Raw genomic sequence first — 3,740 nt, 5'->3', positions numbered from 1 at the left:
ACCAGCGCTGATGCGGGTGCCAGCTGGACCAAGCAGCTTGACGGGCGCGCTGCCGGCAAGCTGATGCAGAGTTATTACACAGACAACACCCCAGAGGGCATGAGCCCGGAAATGCTGACGCAGTTACAGGGCGATGCCGCGCGCTTCGCCGAGGAAGGCCCAGACAAGCCTTTTCTCGATGTGTGGTTTGAGAACGAGGCAACGGGTTATATCGTTGGCCTGTTCAACATGATCTTCAAGACCGCTGACGGCGGCAAAACCTGGACGCCCTGGTTCGACCGCTCCGACAACCCCAAGCTGCTTCACATTTACGCCATTCGCGCCATTGGCGATGAACTCTATCTGGCCGGCGAGCAGGGCTTGGTGTTGAAGCTCGACAAGACGGCACAGCGTTTCAAGCAAACACCCGTGGACTACCAGGGTACTTTTTTTGGCATCACCGGCAAACCCGGCTCGGTGATTGTTTACGGCCTGCGCGGTAACGCCTTTCGCAGCGCCGATGGTGGCGCCAGCTGGCAAAAAATCGACACCGGCATTTCGGTGGGTCTGACGGGCGCCACGGTCACGACAGACGGGCGGATTTTGCTGGTGAGCCAAGCCGGTCAGGTGCTGGCGTCTTCTGATGACGGGCGCACGTTTACCCGGTTGGCACTTGAGCGCCCGGTTCCTGCGGCTGCCCTGCTGGAAGCCCCCGGCAATGCGCTGGTGATGGGTGGCATGCGCGGGCTGCACAGCCTGGCCATCAAGTAATTTACAAAAAATAAATAGATAAAGAGAGAGACAACATGTCTATAGGAACGACTGACCTCGACGCAATGCCGGTGGTGCGCAATTTGCAGGACTTTGACACCAAGTCTGGCAACGCGCTGGAGCGCCTGATTTTCAACAACCGTTTGTGGATGGTGGTCATCTGCACCTTGATGACGTTCATCCTTGGTTACTTTGCGGTGACCAAGCTGACGCTGAACGCCAGCTTCGAGAAGATGATTCCGCAGAGCCAGCCGTACATCAAGAACTACCTCGACAACAAAAAAGAGCTCAGAGGGCTGGGCAATGCCATTCGGGTGGTGGTTGAAAACACCGAAGGCGATATTTTTGACCCCAAATACCTTGAGGTGCTCAAGCAGATCAACGACGAGCTGTTCTTGATGCCCGGCGTGGACCGCGCCTGGATGAAATCGCTGTGGACACCCGCCGTGCGCTGGACCGAGGTGACCGAGGAGGGTTTTCAGGGCGGCCCGGTCATGCCCGACAACTACGACGGCTCGGCCAATAGCGTTCAGCAAATGCGTGACAACCTGGCCCGCTCAGGTGCCGCCCGCGACTTGCTGTCGAAAGACATGAAATCGAGCATGATTTTTGTGCCGCTGCTCGACAAGGACCCAACCACCGGCGAGCGCCTGGACTACCGCGCGTTTTCTGACCGGCTGGAGAAAAGTGTTCGCGACAAGTACGAGATTGCCAAGCAACTTGAAAAGAACGTCGAGGCCAAAGAGTCGGGCCCGATCAAGATCCGTGTCATTGGTTTTGCCAAGTTGATTGGTGAATTGATCGATGGCCTGGTGCAGGTCATGGCGTATTTTGCGGCGGCAGCGGTGATTGCCAGCATCATCCTGTTCCTCTACACCCGCTGCATTCGCAGCACATTTTTGCTGATTGCCTGCTCGATTGTGGCGGTGGTGTGGCAGCTGGGCATTGTGGCTCTGCTCGGTTTCGAGATCGACCCTTATTCCATCCTGGTGCCTTTCCTGGTGTTCGCGATTGGCGTCTCGCACGGTGCGCAGAAGATGAACGGCATCATGCAGGACGTGGGCCGCGGCACGCACCAGCTGGTGGCGGCGCGCTACACCTTCAGGCGCCTGTTTTTGGCCGGCATGACTGCCCTGCTGGCGGATGCCGTGGGGTTTGCGGTGCTGATGGTGATCGACATCCCGGTCATCCAGGACCTGGCCCTCACAGCCAGCTTTGGGGTGGCGGTTCTGGTGTTTACCAACCTCATCCTGCTGCCCGTGCTGCTGTCTTACATTGGCGTCAGCCCGGTGGCGGCCCAGCGCAGCCTGAAGGAAGAGCGCGAGGAATCCAGCGGCAAGGGGACCGGCATGGTCTGGGTTGCGCTTGACAAATTCACCGAGCGGCCTTGGGCGATCGGCATTATTGCGTTCTCGGCGCTGATTGCAGTCGCCGGTTTCATGGTGAGCCTGAACCTGAAAATCGGTGACCTCGACCCGGGCGCACCCGAGCTTCGCCCCGACTCGCGCTACAACCAGGACAACGCCTACATTACCTCGAACTATGAGCTCTCCAGCGATCAATTTGCCGTGATCGTCAAGACGCCGCTGGAAGGCTGCCTGAAGTATGAAACCCTGGTCAAGGCCGACAACCTGGCCTGGACGCTGCAGCAATTGCCGGGCGTGCAGACCACGGTGTCGCTGCCCAATGCCGTGCGCCAGATCACCGCAGGTGCTTACGAGGGCAACCCCAAGTGGCTGACGATTTCAAGCAACCAGGACACGCTGAACTATGCGGCGCAGCAGGCATCGGTCAACAACCCGGATCTGTTCAACACCGACTGTTCGGTGATGCCGGTGATTGCTTACCTCAAAGACCACAAGGCCGAGACGCTGACCCAGGTGGTGCAGGCGGCCGAAGAATTTGCCCAGGCTAACAGCGACGAGAACACCCAGTTTTTGCTGGCGGCCGGCAACTCGGGCATTGAGGCCGCCACCAACATCGTGGTCAGGCAGGCCTGGCGCGAGATGCTGCTCTATGTGTATCTGGCGGTGATCGTGCTGTGTTTCGTGACCTTTCGCAGTTGGCGCGCCGTGGTGGTTGCCGTGGTGCCGTTGGCCATCACGTCGATCCTGGCCGAGGCGCTCATGGTGTGGCTCGGCATGGGTGTCAAAGTGGCCACCCTGCCCGTGATTGCCCTCGGCGTGGGCATTGGCGTGGACTACTCGCTGTACTTGCTCAGTGTGCAACTGGCCGAGCAAAGGCGCGGGCTTAGCCTAGCTGCGGCGCACAAGAAATCCCTGCAATTCACCGGCAAGGTGGTGGGGCTGGTGGGTATCACGCTGGCTGCTGGCGTGGTCACCTGGGCCTGGTCGCCGATCAAGTTCCAGGCCGACATGGGTATTCTGCTGACCTTCATGTTCATCTGGAACATGGTGGGCGCGCTGGTTTTGATACCTGCCCTGTCACACTTTTTGATGAACGACCGCCATTTTGCGGTGGCAAAAAAAACAAGTTAAATCATTTCTTCAGGAAACAAACTCATGAAAGTCCTGGTCGCAGTCAAGCGTGTGGTGGACTACAACGTGAAGGTCCGGGTCAAGACGGACAACACGGGTGTGGACACAGCCAACGTCAAAATGAGCATGAACCCGTTTGATGAAATCGCCATCGAAGAGGCGGTGCGCCTGAAAGAAAAAGGCATCGCCACCGAGATCATCGCGGTCTCGTGCGGCGTGGCCCAGTGCCAGGAAACCCTGCGCACCGCCATGGCCATCGGCGCCGACCGTGCTGTTCTGGTGGAAACCGCAGAAGAACTGCAACCGCTGGCGGTGGCCAAACTCCTCAAGGCGCTGGTCGACAAGGAACAACCCGGCCTGATCATCCTGGGCAAACAAGCCATCGACGACGACTGCAACCAAACCGGCCAGATGCTCGCAGCACTTGCCGACCTGCCCCAGGTCACCTTTGCCAGCAAAGTCGAGATTGCAGACGGCAAAGCCACCGTCTCG

At 58.8% G+C, this 3,740-nt stretch carries 3 protein-coding genes; all 3 read left to right on the top strand.

Annotated elements, in window-relative coordinates; genetic code table 11:
• Nucleotides 1-750 (top strand): YCF48-related protein (locus tag GPS82_RS13450; RefSeq protein ID WP_296495571.1); only part of this gene is annotated, 750 nt, incomplete at its 5' end.
• A gap of 35 nt (nucleotides 751-785) precedes the next feature.
• Nucleotides 786-3,248: an MMPL family transporter gene (locus GPS82_RS13445; protein WP_296495569.1), complete on the top strand. Its 2,463-nt coding sequence runs from the start codon at nucleotides 786-788 to the stop codon at nucleotides 3,246-3,248.
• 24 nt (nucleotides 3,249-3,272) lie between these two features.
• Nucleotides 3,273-3,740, top strand: a 468-nt coding sequence (locus GPS82_RS13440; protein WP_296495567.1) for an electron transfer flavoprotein subunit beta/FixA family protein, incomplete at its 3' end; no start/stop codon positions are given.

Origin of the sequence: Rhodoferax sp., assembly GCF_011391645.1 — a bacterium.
Classification (GTDB): Bacteria; Pseudomonadota; Gammaproteobacteria; order Burkholderiales; family Burkholderiaceae_C; genus Rhodoferax.
Note: the sequence above shows the minus strand (reverse complement) of the source record. Positions and strands in the feature narration are given on the sequence as shown.